Origin of the sequence: Faecalimonas sp. LCP19S3_D12, assembly GCF_052121495.1 — a bacterium.
Taxonomy (GTDB): domain Bacteria; phylum Bacillota; class Clostridia; order Lachnospirales; family Lachnospiraceae; genus Faecalimonas.
Genome location: NZ_JBQKED010000015.1, coordinates 1 through 15,702 on the forward strand (window position 1 = coordinate 1; position 15,702 = coordinate 15,702).

Consider the following 15,702-nt stretch of genomic DNA (forward strand, 5'->3'; position numbering starts at 1 on the left):
ATCTCAGTCTTTCTGGGATGAAGGGTATATTTTATTTCTTCATAATAGTCGGTAAAGATTCTTTGTAAGATATTCATAAGTCTATTATGCAGGAAAAAGGAAGAAAAAGAACCCCCCTAACCCCTCAAGATTGAGGGGAAGGGGAGCTGAATAGGCGAAGCCTATTTTTTACAATGTGGTGAAATATAGCAGCGCCACACAGCTTGAACTGAAATTGGGAATTCTGAATGATATGATCTATCTGGTTTTTGTTGATGATGGAATCCCGTATAATCCGCTGGAAAGCGTCGATCCGGAGATTGACGCACCAAAAAGTGAGCGAAAGATCGGTGGACTGGGACTTTTTGTCGTGAAACAAACCATGGATTATGTGGATTATCAATATCAGGAGCAGAGAAACAGATTCTCTATTGGAAAGAAATTTGTGTAAGTGACCGAAACAATTGACAAAATAGGGTGGAACATGAACCATAACCGAAAAATAGACAGGCGGCAAGAAAGGAAAGGGAAAATGCAGATTAAAAAACATGTAACAGGCGGGGAACTAACAGTTAAAATTGAAGGTCGAATTGATACGACAACAGCACCAATGCTAGAAGGGGAACTGAAGCATTCCGTGACAAATGAGATTGAGACACTTGTATTTGATTTTGAACAGGTGGAGTATATGTCTTCTGCCGGCATCCGTGTTATTATGGCGGCAGATAGGGTAATGAGCAGGCAGGGAGAAATGAAACTGCTTCATGTGAATGAAGAAATTATGGAAATGCTTGATATGACAGGACTGGCAGATTTGCTGACGATAGAATAAATATGAATACATTAATGGAATTAACGCCATATCAGAAAAATATTTGGAACAGATATGTAGCAATGAAAGATACAGCAATCTGCAATTTAGGAGGATATATTTATTCAGAATCCATGACAAATTACAGAATTTGGCAGGATACGCTGAATCAAGTATTGAAGAAATGTTCTGCCCAGCGCTTATATATGACAGAAAATGGTCGTCAGTATGTGGAAATGTATAAAGAGTATACACTTCCCTTTTATGACAGAAGCGGAAGATCGCAGGAAGAAATTATAGAAGAAATGCAGAGCTGGATGTGTAAAAAGATGCCGACAGAGCATACTCTGCTTTCGGATTACAGATACATAAAGAGCGATCGGGGGTGCTATATTTTCGGACGATTTTCACATCTGATTATGGATGGCAATGCTTTCTCTGTTCTTGTGAGAAAGGTAGAAAAAATCTATCTGGAACTTGAGCAATATGGGGTGGAGACAACGGAGTTAGATTCACTTTTTGTTCAGGAATGTATGGAGGACCAGGCGAAACTCCAGATGAAAAGGGCGAGAGAAAAGTACAAGAAGAGATGGCACGAGGAAATACGTTCCGGAGAAAACCAATGTATTTTTCGAACTACAGATCATGCGGAAGTCCTGCGGATGGCAGTGCCTAAGAAACTGCATGAAAGGATAAAAGAGTTTTCGACAAACGAAAAAGTTTCTGCAGAGGTGTTATTGTTTGCGGCAGGGGGAATTGTACTTGAAGCCTATAGTGGCCGTGTTGCAAAGTTCCTTGGGCGCAACGTGCTGAACCGGAAGCCGTCCCAGATGGAAACCATGGGAATGTATGTGAATACACAGGTCATTGAAGTTGTCATTACAAAACAGACAGTCGGAGCATTGTTAAAAGAAACTTCTTGTATGTTGATGGACGGTATGCGGTGTGCAGCCTATTCTTTCAGCGATTGGAAAAAGGATATGGGTTTGGATGGCACGTTGTTTGACTTGATGATATCTTATCGGAGTCAAAGGTTTCTTCCGAGAATTGAACATGGAGAGGTGGGAGAACTGGAGAATGGAAGTTCGGAAGTTCCGCTTCTACTGAAATGGAATGAAGAGGAGTCAAAGACAGAAGCGGTTTTGGTGTATAGTGTTTACGGATGGAATCGGATTGATGCCGAAAGATTTCTAAAGAGGATGTTTAAAGTCCTGTGTCAGATGACAGAGAAACCTACGCAGCAGGTGTCTGATATCAGTATTTTTTGTGAAGAAGATACGGAAGATGAAAAGAAGAGAGAGAAAGCAGAGTGGCAGTATAGTCAATCTGTTGCCGAACAGTTTTTAGAAAATGTGAGAAGCAGGCAAGAGGAAATTCTGATAGAAGACAGGGAGGGAAAGTTGACTGGGAAAGAGATTCTTCTGCTTTGTGGATGTACAGTGGCATATCTGGAAGAGACGTTGGGAGAAAAAGATAAATATATGGGAAAAGGATTCATCGGAATCACAGTTCCACGAAGCCGTTATCTTCCGGTTCTGATGATGGCCAGTATGATTGCGGGCTATGGATTTCTTCCGATAAATGAAAAGGACAGCGAGAATATCCGAAAAGAAAGAATAAAAAACTGTGATATTCTCATTACACCTTTGATACTGGAGCAGTTGTTAGGGAAAATGAGCGGTAGAGCGGACGACAATGTGGATCAGTTACTTGAAAGAGCAGACAGGATTTCAAAAGAGGATATTGCATATGGAATCTATACATCAGGAACGACAGGAAAGCCAAAAGTAGCGCTCAATACTCATGAAGGACTTGCCTGTCGGTTTGCATGGATGAGCGAATATTTCGGAAAAGGCGGCACATATCTGCAGAAAACAAGAAAGACTTTTGATGTATCTATATGGGAATTACTACTTCCTCTGATCGATGGCGGGCAAATGTATGTGGCAGAAGATAAGAAAGAAGCGGATGTGATTTATCTTGCAGAAATGATGCAGAAAAAGAAGATTACGAAAGTGCATTTTGTGCCGTCTGTTTTGGCTGTTCTGCTGAAATATCTGGAAAGACATCCGATGGAATTTCCTGAGTTGGAATATATATTTTGCAGCGGTGAAGCACTCTTACCAAAACTTGTGGAAAAAACCTATCGGATATTCCCAAACATTAAGCTATACAATCTATATGGACCGGCTGAATGTGCAATTGATGTGAGCATGTATGAATGTAAAGGGGGTGAAACAGAAATTCCCATCGGACAAGCAGTACCGGGAACAGAAATCTTTATCTGGAATCAAAAAGGAGAGGCAGTTCCGCCAGGCGTTGTGGGAGAAATCTGTATTGCAGGAAAGCAGACGGGCGCGGGATATTTGAATGCTGAAGATATCAAATTCATCAAAAAAAATGGCAGGCGATATTACCGAACAGGAGACTGTGGGAAATATGGCTATAATGGTCAGATTTATTTTCTGGGACGTTTGGACAGTGAGATAAAAGTCCGGGGGATGCGGATGAATCCAGAATATATTGAGAGGGAGCTTACAAAATGTCCAGGAGTTCTAGATGCAGAAGTGATGAAGATGGACAATCGTCTTGCGGTCTTTTATGTGTCAGACTCAGGGCAGGATGTGGATTTGTCCGGCTGGGCAAGACAAGCGCTTTCTGAATACTGTATCCCTGATACCATCATAAAGGTTAAAGAGTTGCCAGTAAGTGCTCATGGAAAGAAGGACAGAAGAAAACTAGAGGAGCTGCTTTCTGAGAAGCTTTTTCAGGAACTTTCGCAGGAGTTTGACAGCAAGAATAAGGATCATATTTTTCAGAAATTTCTGAGAAACTTACAGAAAGCCTTCATGAGGCAGGTTCCAGAAGGCATCAAAGCCGGAGAATCTGTATTTGACGCCGGGCTGACGTCTCTTGGCGTAGTCGAATTTGTCCTTGATCTGGAGCGTATGGGGATACATCTTACCTTTCAGGATGTTTACGCCGATTGTACGCTTGAAAAGATGGCGAAGACAGCGCGGATGAACGAGAGAAAACATTTGCCCAAAAAGAAAAATCTTGTCATATTAAAAAAAGAAAATGATATGAAAAATGTTTTCATCTGTTTCCCCTATGCCGGAGGAAATGTGGAGTGCTTCCAGAAATTTGCAGAGGGTTTTGAAGATAAGGCGATTCAGGTGTGGGTATATTGCAGGAGCTTTGCCGACAAAGAAAACGTACATGAGAATCTAAAAGAATTGGCGAGGAAAATTTCCGGAGATACTCGCATACATGTCATGGGATACTGTGGCGGTGCGGCGGCAGCATTTGCATTTCTTGATGCTTTAAAGCAGACAGGAAGAGAAGCAAGTACATTCTGGCTCTGTGCGGCGGCCCCATACAAAAACATGAAGATTGGGGACAGGGAATGGAGTATATGGGATCTGCTTCCTGCTTTTGCGGGGAAAAGGATTCTGGAAGAAATTTACGGTGGTCATATCATCATGGATCAAGGAAAATATAAGAGGTTTCGGAAAGAAATCACGGCGGCGCAAAGTTATATGGCAAAGTACAATAGTATACATGAGGTTCCGACATATTTGATCTACGGAGAGAATGATCCGCTGACGAGAAATTATAAAAAGATTTACAAAACATATCATAAGTATGTGAAGCATCCTTTTATTGTCTGTGAAATTCCAAAAGAGGGACATTATTTTGTGCAGACATTAGGAGAAAAGCTCGCCAGGTATGCATGGAAGAAGTTGGGAAGAGAGGAGGAGTTATGAGACCGACATTATTAGAAATGGAATCTTATCATCTCTTTATTTCGCTTGGGACGGCGTTTGGAAGCGGTGCATTTATTTTTGTAATGAATAAAAAACTAAAGCATAGACAGGCAAAATATATAAAAGAAATTCTCGTTCAGCTTGTATTGTGTCTGGCGCTGTTTGGAATCGGAGCTGTTGCGGGAGAGATGGTAAGAACATGGAGTTTTTGGGAATTTCATTCCTTTTCGGAATTGATTGAAATGATGATGACCGACAGGCAGGGAACCCATTTCATCGGGCGTGTGCTTTTTGCAGCGTGGATGCTGCCTTTAGTCTATTGGTTAGCAGGCAGATTTAGAAAAGAAACGTATCAGACAGATACGGGCGCTGCATATGACGCAGTTGCATTTTATTTCGTGATTCAGCATATGTTCAGCAGAATTGGCTGCTATTTGAACGGCTGCTGTTATGGAAAATATTATGCAGGGGTGGGGAGTGTGATTTTTCCGACAATGCTTGTGGATTATCCGGTATTTCCGGCGCAGCTTATGGAAGTAGCGATAACGGCAGGGATTTTTATATTTCTGGTTGTACGGTGGAAGAAAGAAAAACCATTATTCGGTTGGGCGCTGATGCTATTTGGGACGATGATATTTCTTTCTGAATTTTTCATGGATCAGAAGGGAGTTCTGCGGATTGCAGGAATCAATATGATACAGGTTACTGCACTTCTGACAATCCTGACAGGAGTGTTTTATATAGATAAGTTACAAGGAAGGAGAGAAAAAGTTCAATGAGAAGAAAAAGAATAGGAAAAAGGACGGTTGCCTTTTCAGTCGTAGCGGCAATACTCATGGGCACACTTGCTCCTTGTGCAGATGCATTTGCACAGGGAGAAGAGGAGGAAAAACAGCTGGCGCAGGAACTTCTTCAAATGGAAGAAGAATACCCACAGGGTGCATTTGCCTTTGAGAATCCTCAGATTACTTTGGCAGAAGGCGAGAAAACAGAAATTGTTCTTTTGCGAAAGGGAAACAGAGAAAGTGAAGCAAAAATTTCTTTAAGAGCAGTTGACGTTTCTGCACTTTACAGCAGAGATTATACGCTGACAGTAAAGGAAGGTACGTTCCTGTCAAGAACATTGGAAGGAGGATCAGACAAAACTCTGACGGACAGCTTTATAGAGACTCAGAAAAAGGAAAATGCGGAAACTCCGAAGAATGATGAAATCCCGCAAGAAGATTCAGAACTTTCGGGAGGAGAAAATACAGCTGAGGATGCACTTCAACAAGAAGAATCTCCGGTGGAGGAAACTCTAGAGGAAGAATCTCAGGTGGAGCTTGAAGCCGGCGAATCGAACTTGAATCAGGAAGAAGATGTTAATAAGGAATTCCGCGCACTGGAAGGTCAGAGCGGCCTACAGGCGGCCAGAGATGCACAGCTTGGTCAGCAGACAGAAAGGGTGGACTGGAGAGAAGCTGCGCCGGACAGTGAAGAATACGGTAAAATTCAGGAGATGACGTCAGCAGGCGGTAAGCAGGTTGAGGAATTTGCCAAAGGGATTGACGGCGTTCGATATGATTTTACGTTTAAGCCCGGTGAATACAAGAAAGTCATCACGATTGAGACGATGGAAGATACGGTAAGCGAGTCCGATGAACAGGTTCTTCTGACATTGTTTGAAGCAGAGAATGCAGAACTGGCAGATACGCAGACAGCTTATATTAATATCGCAGATAATGATGTAAAAGAAGAATCTGTATTTGCAGTTGCCCAGACGGATATTTATGTAGAGCGGGGAGCGTCTTATGCAGAGGTTCCGATTTACAGAACTGGAGGAATCGAGCGTATTGCCGGAGTTACCGTGGGAACGAGCGCAGAAACAGCGAAATTCCCAGAAGATTACAGCAATGTACAGGAAGATGTTATTTTTCCGCAGGGCGTGACAGAGCAGACAGTGAAGATCCCACTTGCCGTTTCTAGTGAGACGAAGGGAGAGGTTACATTTTTTGTGGGACTTCAAGGAAAAGGCAGTCAGGTAGATGGAAACGCCAACGCAGCCAAGGTCCACATTGTAGAACCGGGGAATGCAGAGACGGCAAGCGCTGCGCAGGCTGAAAGAGCGGGAACTTCGCCGGGACCAGTTCATATTGGCAAAACAATAGAAGTCCGGGGAGAGAATAACGAAAAGAAGATTTTGCTGGATAAGCGATTTGATCTGTCTACAGCAAAGTCTGTGACGATTCAATACGACGTCGATGCCATGGGAGGACGCTCATGGACAACAGGAGGCGGATGTAATAAGGAAACACATCATTCTTCTAGTACGAAAGTTTGGGCAGTTACAAGCGGAATTGAAAACTCTGGGGAACATGCAGGAAATGTCAGCAACCAGGAGTTGAAAATTGATTTGTCCGGTAAGAATAAAAGTTATGCAAGAAAAACAAATGCAGAGATAGAATTGAGGATTAAGCCTATATCTGGAAATGATAAGGCAAAATTGACCATTGACAGTGTGGAAGTAGAGTATCCTGGATATACGTTTAAAATCGTAAATTCTTCAAAAGAAAATCCGAAGGCAAATCCGGATGCATTTTATCAGGAAAAGCAGTATTATTCCGACAGCCTTGAATCCGGAAAAAATTATGGAAATGCAGTGGAAATGTGGCTGGGTCAGGCTCAGATTGTAGGAGGGGCTGTGAAAGAGACCTATTATCAGCCGGAACAGGTAATGATTTCTCATCAATATAACAACGATGCGAAGAATAGCAACAGCGCGGGTATTTCGCCGGATGTATCAAACACAGAGTTTGTAGGATTGAAGATTAAAAAAGGACAGAAAGAAATAGAAATCCCAAATTCTACGTCAGGATTTAAGTTTGATAAAGCATTTATTGAAAAATATGCGGATTATATGTCAGATGAAAGAGTGTTTGAACTTTATCCGGTATTTAAGCCGAAGGATACAGGGGTATATCTTGCTGAGACGGAAGGGGAAACTTATGGCTGGAAATCGGGCAGTGGTAAGCTTCTGAAATGCAAGTCTTTGGATACGGTTATGGTTCAGGCTGTTTCTAATGATAATGAACGAGGAATTGAAGAAATCAGCGCAGCAAATATTTCCGTAGAAGGAAAACCGACAGCACTTTCAAAAGAGATTTGTGATATGATGGCAAAACAAATGTATAGAGGTGAAACGCCTTCTGTATCGAAGTCCTCTAAAACATATACGCTCGGCTCTGCGTTGAAAGACGAAGTAAAAATTCAGACCGGCACAGGGGAAAAGGCAATGCTTGTTCCCACGACACCACTTTTTGTATATGCGGCTACATCAACTTATCATGTCACGGTAGAAGCTTTGAAAGATGGAGACAATTTGGACCAGGTGGCGGATCTGGATGAAAATGGAAGACCGATCCTTCGATACAAAGGCGGAGTTGTATATGCAAAGGATGATCAGCTTTTATCGGGGGATCCTGCCAATAAACTTGTGATCGAAGGTCTGAAAAAGAATGAGTCCATTCGCCTGAATTCGATTATATATCCGGATGCGACAGGAACGAAGTGGTATAAGACCAGATGGTATGAAGATACGCTGGATGTGAATGGAGATGGAAAGATAGATGTAGACGAAAATAAAAACGGTGGTTCTTATGTAGGAATGAATCCGACAATCTCCGATTCGCTCACATTTCCGGTTAAGAGAAACAACGTGGTTTTGAAGTACGATTTTCAAACCCTAACTACAAATACTGAGGGAATTCTGGAGGGAAATATTTTCCTGAAAGAAAAAGAAATATTTACCGGATCCACAAATAAAAAACCATTGAAGGGTGCAAATGTTACAGTAGATGACCAGACGGCAATCACAGGAGAAAATAAAGGGGCAGGTACAGGAAACTATAAGACAGACGGTTATTATCATCTGAAGCGTCTTGGCTGGCAACGGGCTGATTATCTGTTTGTGAACGTACAGTATCAGGGAAATACCTATACCTTCAGCCAGAACCCAAATAAGGCGACAGAGCAGAATATTCCGGGAGATTATCCGATCTCTGTCAAAGAAGGTTCTGCGAAGGTATATTTGAAGGATAAGGATGGAAATTATAATCCGATTTCTTATCAGACCATGTCCAATGGAAATAATGACTACAGAATCGAAGTACAGGCTGTATCCGCAGAAGATTCTGTAATGCCAAAACAGGCAGTTATGAAATTTTACGGAAAGGACGGAGCAGTTAAGAGTAAAGAGCTGCTCGTCGATCAGACACCTGTCACAGTTACAAATGATGATGGAAGTAAGGAGACAATTGAAAACTCTGGTGTGTTCCGCTTTGAATTCAATCCAGAAACAGAAGGCTTTGAAGCCGGAACGACTATGAAGATCCAGTTTGTTGATCAGAATGGGTATTACTACTATGAGCAGCCTACGGGAATCAGTCTTACGAAAAGTCTCGGTATGTTAAGCTTTGTCAATGCAATGGGATTTTCAGGTACGGCAGGATTCTTAGGCGCTCTTGATGCGAAATTTGATTTTGGATGGAGTGGCAATTTCGACAATGGCGAAAATGTGGTCACACAGAAGATCGTGACAGGCAAATATACTGATGCAAACGGAAAAACGGTTGAAAATACAGAGCTTATGAAATCAATCGTATTCGGATTCGATTATGCAACTGATACAGAAGTCGAAAAAGATACAGCGACGGAAATCATGAATGCAGCCAATGCAATGGGAGAGGCTGACGTAGCTTTAACAGATGCGAAACGTAAACTGAAAGAGTTAAAGAAAAGTGCAGCAGACTCTGCTGCTATAAAAGCGCAGCAGGAAAAAGTAGATGAAGCGGAAGCTGCCAGAAAAGAAGCGAAAGACGTGTATAAGCAAAATGTCAAAGACAACAAGGACCCGAAAAAGTCAAGTACAAAACTCGCGTTTAATGCAAGTCTCAGCACATCATTTTCCTTATCTGTGAGAACAAAATTTGATGAAGATAAAGGAGACTGGTATTACCATGATATGATTCTTTCGGTTACGATAGGGGCAAATGCAAGTACAAAAATGGTTTACAAGACACCTGTTGGAATTGACTTGATTTTGACAGTGGATGTGGGACTTGGCAAAGGAATTCCGGGAGAGACAGGAACAGCGGGAGAACCGATGACTTCTGTTATGACAGTATCTAGCAGAAATGATGAGAAGTATTATATCAGTAATGCGGTAGAAGATGCAGACGGAAATAAAGCAATCAATATCTTCGACAGCAATATGAGTAATGCGGATCGGATGTTTGACTTTAACGGAGCATTTAATGTGGCGCCTCGTCTAGGCATTGAGGGGAAAGTAGGTTCAGATCTCTTGTCTACTTCAGTAGGGGCAGATATTTCTGCGCTGTTTGACTTATATTATTACACGAACCCGAATATTTCAGATGAGCAGATGTTAAAAATCAACGGTGGAATCTTCGTAGAGATTTTGACTATGAAATTCCGGTATGATTTTGGAACGTCAGAAATTGATCTGGGCAGTGGAAATGCAGACGGAACAAAGATGCTGAGCAATGTAATGGATACAGGAACAAGCTTGTATGATTCCGTGCAGATCATGCAGCCGGACGATCGCTCTTATCTGAACAACCGTTCTGGATGGGGACAGGCTCCGGCATCGGCAGAGGTGTCAGAAGAGGCAAAGGAATCCTTTAAAGAACAGGTGCTCATGACCGGTATATATGAAAATTCTGATATTCAGTTTGCAGATCTTGGAAATGGAAATGTGCTGGCAGTCTATCTGGACGCAGATCCGTCAAGAAACGCAATTAACAGTACGGCACTTTATTATACGATTTACCAGAATGGAAATTGGCTAGAGCCTAAAATAATAGAAAATGACGGAACTGTCGATGATTCCCCATCTATTGTGGATCTGGGAGAGAAAGGCATCATGGCAGCGTGGTCAACGGCAGATAAAGTTTTTGATGACAGTGCAGATGCCATTGATCTTTTGGAATCCAGAAACATCCATACAGCTCTCTTTCACAAGGATAAGATGAGTTTTGGAGCGGTTCAGGAGGCGACAAAGACGACCGAAGAGGATATTACAGGAGATGTTCAGCCAGTTGTGACATATTCCAAAACAGACGACGAGGAGAGAATGCTTCTTTGCTATTCCAAAAATGAGTACACGAGGACAGACGGCGGAGAAGGACTCTTAGGCGATGCGGTAAATCCGTACAGCGCCATGGCGTATATGTATTATGATTTTGAAAATCAGGAATGGAGACAGCATTATACAGAAGAGGAAAAACAGGAGATCATCAATTCGGGCATTGTATCTGAGAATGAATTCGCAGATTATGAAAAGGATTGGTATGGTCAGAGTTTCCTGCGGATTGCACCGGTTGTGTCGATTGAAGAAAAGCTGGATGAATCTGGATACTGGACAGAAGAACCTATTATCCATGAAATTCAGTACGGACAGGATGGTTATGTGATGCCAACGGTAGTTGACAGTGATGCAGTGACATATAATGAACTTGCTATGATCGCATTTACTCTGGACAGAGACAGCAATTTGCAGACAGAGAGCGACAGAGACATTTACATGCAGATTTATGATTATAAAGATGATACATTTACACATCCGATTATGATCACATCGGATACAACTGCAGACCAGAAAGTAAAACTGACAAGAACGGAGACCGGTACTTACCTGACATGGATTTCTGATTCAAAAATTTATGCGCAAAATCTCAGTAGTATCATCGAAGGTGGACATTATGTAAAGGCAGAAACTACACCGGCAGAAGGTCAGACAAAGGGTGAGGAATATTATTATCTGAATAAATCCAAAGATATCGGATATGTGCCGCCTCAGGTCATCGCATCTTATGGAGAGGAACATACCGCAGAAGGAAATGCAGATGCAGGACGGGGGATTACAGATTATGATATTAAGGAAAAGGGTTCAGAGATTTACATTTTATGGACAGAGAGCAGTTCACAGTTAAAAGCGGAAATTGATCCGGAAAGTGCAGATACCGCAGATGGATCGAATTATGAAACAACGAGACAGATTTACGGAAGCAAAATCAATACGGAAACAGGAGCACAGTCCGGCAGAGTTCAGATTACAGATACACCGGGGGCGAATTATAAAGACATCGACGTCGCTGTCCGTGATGATGGCAATCTTCTGATTATGGCAGAGAGAACTTTGAACAAAGAAATCCCGGCTGCAGAAAATGAAGGATATGGCACAACACTTCAGGATGAAGATGCAACAGCGCTGGTAAGTCTGACAGTATCACCGCAGTCAAAACCTGAGATTCTTTCTCTTGAAATGGGAAATCCTAAGACAGGAGAAATAACAGATGGAAGCGTATTTATCAAAAATAACGGTTTCCTCCCAGTAGAAGGCTTGTGTTTTACTGTAGAAGACGAACTAGGAAATGTTCTTCTGGAAGAAAAAGATATCACATTCACAAGTGGAGCGGGAAGTTACTATCACTTTACTTATAAGCTGCCTGAAAAAGCAACAGGAAGGGCGGATTGGAAAGTGATGGCAAAGCTGACACAGGGGGGCAATGTCGTTTCGGAAAAAGAACTCAAAGGAACAGTTCTCGGAAATGCAGAACTGGCAACAGTACATGTACTTCAGGATAAGAGCAGAGATGAGGCAAAAGTTACATTGACAGTTGTTAATAATGGATTCTTGACTTCTCAGTCTGAGACTGTAAATATTGCGGTGAGTGAAGGCGGTAAACCGGTAGCAAAAGTGGAGATACCGGAGCTTGCACCGGGGGAAAGCGTAGACTTAATCGAAAAAATATCGGTAAAGGACAATATGTTTGTTTCAGGTGTGGATGAGTATGGAAATCCGACAGAAACCATGAATGTTTACGCATCTTTAGGTCAGAAAGTACAGACGGATAAAATTATTCGTATGACGCCGAAAGAGGTTGCTGATACATTTAAAAGTATTGAAAAGGCTTCTATCGCTCCAATAGAGATAGAAGGCGGAGAGAGTGTGGATCTGGACAGAGTAGTTCAGATTGAGTCGGATCAGTTTGCCTACGATGAATTTACCACATTTGAAAATTATGGTATTGATGTGAAATGGGATGTGGACAATGAATCTGTCTCTGAGGTAACATCAGATGATCTTCTGGTAGGCGCAGAAAAAGGAAAGACAACGCTGCATGGAGTGATCATGCCGGCAGTTTACGAAGGTTCTTTTGCAGGCTCGGGAGAAGTCTATGAGGTAGATCCGATGCTGACTTTGACCAGTGATATGTTTAAGGCAATTGAGACAAAAGTGACAGTGAAAAGCGATGCAGCACAGAGACCGGAAGATCCAAATGCGGACGGAGACAATACTCCGGGGACAGATGGAGAAGACAAAGAAAATAATTCTTCCGAAAAAAAACCGGATACAGGGGATGAAAGTGTCTGGAAATTTTGGCTGATGCTGATAACGATTAGTATCCTGTGTGTAGGATGTGTGATTTTGTACAAAAGAAAATATAACAGATAGAGGGAGATTAGAATGAATAAAAAAGAAAACAAAGAAAAAAAGGATATTTTAAATGCAGAAGAAAGGGAACTTAATCTGGAAGAAATGGAGCAGGTTGCAGGCGGGGGTCTCAGGGATGTTTATTATGAACAGACAAAAGAGATTGATGAAAGCATTAAAGAAAGAGTTTAGAAGCAATTAGAATATGGAAAGAAGGAAGGGGACTATCGGGAAATAGATAGTTCCAAACAGGGGCAGGTGTGACTCATAAGAGCCGCATCTGCCTCTGAACTTTTTCTCCCCAAAAGAGGAAGAAGATGGCTAACGATAACCATCTTTCTCTCCGTTACATGTTATAATATAACTATGATAAGGAATATATATCATAGCGAATTTTTTGAATTAGGGCAATAGAAAATTAACTTTAGTTTCTTTGAATTGAGTTTATCTGATGACGATCCGGTCGATACCCTGAAAAAAGTGATGGAGGAATTAGATTTATCTGGCTTACGAAAGGTCAGAAACCTAAAAGGGATGCAGTTTATGAGTTCAAGAATAAAACTAACTAAAGGCGCTTTATATCGATGGAACCAAATGCGAATCGTTATACTTTTGTTTGGAGAGGGACGATTAATTATCATCTTGCTGATCCCTGTTTTAGAGAAGCATAAAAATGTATTGGGGGAGATTTTGGAAGAAGTAACCGCAGACAGTGGTTATTGCAGTGAGAAAAATCTCCTGTATTTAAAGAAAAATAAAATCTGCAATTACATCAAGTTGCAGGATCATGAAAAGCGGAAAACACGTACTTACGCAGAAGATATTGGAAAGTATTACAACATGAAAACACAGGTGTTGGAGGATGAACTGTATTATGTTTGTCATGATGGAAGAGAATTGCATTATATCCGTACAGAGAGCAAAGAACAGGCTGGTTACACACAGACCTTTGATTAAAAAATTTGAAGGAAAAGATTGCTTAGAAAAGATTCAAAAATGCAGTTCAGGGGTTTTGGTGCCCTAAAATACATACAGAAACGGAAAAGTAAGAATCTCTCACAGAATATCAGATATGAAAAACAATGATTTCTATGGGAGATTCTTATTTTAAGAGTTAGAGTTTAAAAATTGGTATCAAGTTTTTATCATTTGTAATCTTAGGCGTATGTGTGGCGGTGACAGGGCTGATTAAAGTAAGCCGTTTGTCTTCTATCAACTATTCTGTTATTGCCAAAGATATTGAGATGGATGCAATTTTAGCGGTTGCCCTTGGTGGAAATGCTTTGAATGGCGGAAAGTTTAACATGGCAGCATCTATTCTTGGCGCATATGTAATTCAGTTCCTTACAACAACATTGTATAAATTCAATGTGCAGGCAGATGCTCTCCCGGCATATAAAGCAGTTGTTGTTATCGTACTTGTTGTGTGCAGTGCACCGACAGTAAGAGAATGGTTCAAAGTACTCGGAAAAAAAGTAAAAACAAAACCAGAAGTAAAGGAGGTCGGTTAATATGGCAGCAGTTAAGAGCAAACCTATGGCAGCAAAACCAGCAGGTAAATGGAAATTAGGAAATATGACCGACACAAATATGCTGCTTTCAATTACGGTTGTTGTATTTTTCCTGATGTATATCGGAGCAATTCTTTTTCAGGGAGGCGGCTTTTTAAAACCACAGACTTTTTTTAATATTTTAAATGCAAATGCAGCTTTGTTGATTCTTTCAGTAGGTATGAGTATTGTTATGATTACCGGGGGAATTGACATCTCTGTGGGTGGTGTGACAGCGCTTGTAAGTATGAGCTGTGCGGTTTACCTGGATTACCATGATGGAAATGTCATTGGAGCGATGGCGATTGCAATTGCAATTGGTCTTGCATTCGGAATTGTACAGGGAATTCTTGTTGCGTATCTTGATATCCAGCCGTTTATTGTTACATTGGCAGGAATGTTTTTCGCAAGAGGTATGACAACAATCATCAATAACGATCCATTTAATGTGCAGAATGAATCATTTGTAGCATTGAAAAATACACGTATTATTGTACCGGGCTTTGGCTCTGTGAATCGTTTAGGTAAATACGTAGATGCATATGTAGAGATTGGTGTAATCGTTGCAATTCTTGTTGTAGTAGTAATGTTCTGTGTTTTAAGATGGACAAAACTTGGCCGTTCATTTTATGCAGTCGGTGGAAATAAACAAAGTGCGTTGATGCTTGGAATTAATGTAAAGAGAACAAAATTCCTTTCACATCTGCTTTGCAGTGTCCTTGCAGGAATCGGTGGCTTCGTATACTTTTTGTATGTTGGTTCAGGTTCACCGTCCCATGCAACTGGTATGGAGATGAATGCAATTGCATCATCCATCATTGGTGGAACGATGCTGACAGGTGGTGTAGGAAATATTATAGGTACATTCTTTGGTGTGATTTCACTTAGCACAATTCAAAATATTGTATCGTCAGCTGGTCTCGATGAGGCATGGTGGACAGGAATTACCGTTGCGGCAATGCTTTGCCTGTTCCTTGTGATCCAGAGTATTGTAATGGCACGTAAGAAAAAATAAATAGTATACTCCGAGGGTTTCCGCCAGGGGAGCCTTGTTGTACATAGTTAGATTAAAAAATTGCGAAATATTAGGAGGGAAACATA

At 41.4% G+C, this 15,702-nt stretch carries 7 protein-coding genes and 2 pseudogenes; all 9 read left to right on the forward strand.

From position 1 onward, the window contains the following. The first annotated feature begins 175 nt into the window (after positions 1-175). A complete protein-coding gene (locus tag ACTQXY_RS06135) occupies positions 176-430 on the forward strand; it encodes an ATP-binding protein (protein WP_441658753.1) in 255 nt (84 codons plus the stop codon). An 81-nt stretch (positions 431-511) separates the two neighbouring features. Beyond that, the gene (locus ACTQXY_RS06140; protein WP_441658754.1) at positions 512-811 is read left to right on the forward strand and encodes an STAS domain-containing protein; all 300 of its coding nucleotides are present in this window, start codon (positions 512-514) and stop codon (positions 809-811) included. 2 nt (positions 812-813) lie between these two features. Further along, positions 814-4,557 (forward strand): AMP-binding protein, encoded by a 3,744-nt coding sequence (locus ACTQXY_RS06145; RefSeq protein WP_441658755.1) that lies wholly within the window; start codon positions 814-816, stop codon positions 4,555-4,557. Further along, positions 4,554-5,336 (forward strand): prolipoprotein diacylglyceryl transferase family protein, encoded by a 783-nt coding sequence (locus ACTQXY_RS06150; protein WP_441658756.1) that lies wholly within the window; start codon positions 4,554-4,556, stop codon positions 5,334-5,336. The genes ACTQXY_RS06145 and ACTQXY_RS06150 overlap by 4 nt, the downstream gene beginning before the upstream one ends. After that, complete coding sequence (locus tag ACTQXY_RS06155; RefSeq protein WP_441658757.1) at positions 5,333-13,072, forward strand: Calx-beta domain-containing protein; 7,740 nt, start codon at positions 5,333-5,335, stop codon at positions 13,070-13,072. The genes ACTQXY_RS06150 and ACTQXY_RS06155 overlap by 4 nt, the downstream gene beginning before the upstream one ends. Positions 13,073-13,084: 12 nt before the next feature. Further along, a complete protein-coding gene (locus ACTQXY_RS06160) occupies positions 13,085-13,243 on the forward strand; it encodes a hypothetical protein (RefSeq protein ID WP_441658758.1) in 159 nt (52 codons plus the stop codon). A 453-nt stretch (positions 13,244-13,696) separates the two neighbouring features. After that, positions 13,697-14,005 (forward strand): annotated as a pseudogene (locus tag ACTQXY_RS06165) (IS1182 family transposase); the annotation flags it as partial. A 179-nt stretch (positions 14,006-14,184) separates the two neighbouring features. Beyond that, positions 14,185-14,562 (forward strand): annotated as a pseudogene (locus tag ACTQXY_RS06170) (ABC transporter permease subunit); the annotation flags it as partial. 25 nt (positions 14,563-14,587) lie between these two features. Then, the gene (locus ACTQXY_RS06175; protein WP_118208541.1) at positions 14,588-15,616 is read left to right on the forward strand and encodes an ABC transporter permease subunit; all 1,029 of its coding nucleotides are present in this window, start codon (positions 14,588-14,590) and stop codon (positions 15,614-15,616) included. Positions 15,617-15,702: the final 86 nt, after the last annotated feature.

Bases quoted from the DNA above. Each gene is read 5' to 3' on its own strand.
- ACTQXY_RS06160 (WP_441658758.1), top strand. From the start codon at position 13,085: ATGAATAAAAAAGAAAACAAAGAAAAAAAGGATATTTTAAATGCAGAA.
- ACTQXY_RS06155 (WP_441658757.1), top strand. From the start codon at position 5,333: ATGAGAAGAAAAAGAATAGGAAAAAGGACGGTTGCCTTTTCAGTCGTA.
- ACTQXY_RS06175 (WP_118208541.1), top strand. From the start codon at position 14,588: ATGGCAGCAAAACCAGCAGGTAAATGGAAATTAGGAAATATGACCGAC.
- ACTQXY_RS06140 (WP_441658754.1), top strand. From the start codon at position 512: ATGCAGATTAAAAAACATGTAACAGGCGGGGAACTAACAGTTAAAATT.
- ACTQXY_RS06150 (WP_441658756.1), top strand. From the start codon at position 4,554: ATGAGACCGACATTATTAGAAATGGAATCTTATCATCTCTTTATTTCG.
- ACTQXY_RS06145 (WP_441658755.1), top strand. From the start codon at position 814: ATGAATACATTAATGGAATTAACGCCATATCAGAAAAATATTTGGAAC.